Origin of the sequence: Tritonibacter sp. SIMBA_163 (assembly GCF_046535935.1) — a bacterium.
In the GTDB taxonomy this organism is placed as follows: domain Bacteria; phylum Pseudomonadota; class Alphaproteobacteria; order Rhodobacterales; family Rhodobacteraceae; genus Epibacterium; species Epibacterium scottomollicae.
The window spans coordinates 1-277 of the sequence record NZ_JAWJBP010000363.1 but is presented as its reverse complement, the minus strand read 5'-3'; the positions used below and the strand labels follow the sequence as shown (position 1 = coordinate 277).

The following is a 277-nucleotide window of genomic DNA, read 5'->3' as shown; positions in this document are numbered from 1 at the left end:
AGCGAACCATCCCGAGCTGTTCTTCTCGGTCGTGATCGCCAACTACAACTACGGTCGCTTTCTCCGGCAAGCGGTGGAAAGCGCGCTGACGCAGGATTGGCCGCACGTCGAAGTCATCGTCGTCGACGACGGCTCGACCGATAACTCCGCGGAAGTCATTGACTCGTTTGGCGAAGCGATTACGGCCATCTTCAAGGAGAACGGTGGTCAGCGTGAAGCGAACAACATGGGCTTCGCGAAGAGTTCGGGCGACGTCGTTATCTTCCTCGATGCGGAC

Annotated in this window: 1 protein-coding gene; it reads left to right on the top strand. The window is 58.1% G+C overall.

What is annotated here, in order from left to right:
• Positions 1 to 277, top strand: a 277-nt coding sequence (locus R0J92_RS22735; RefSeq protein ID WP_411053332.1) for a glycosyltransferase family 2 protein, incomplete at both ends; no start/stop codon positions are given.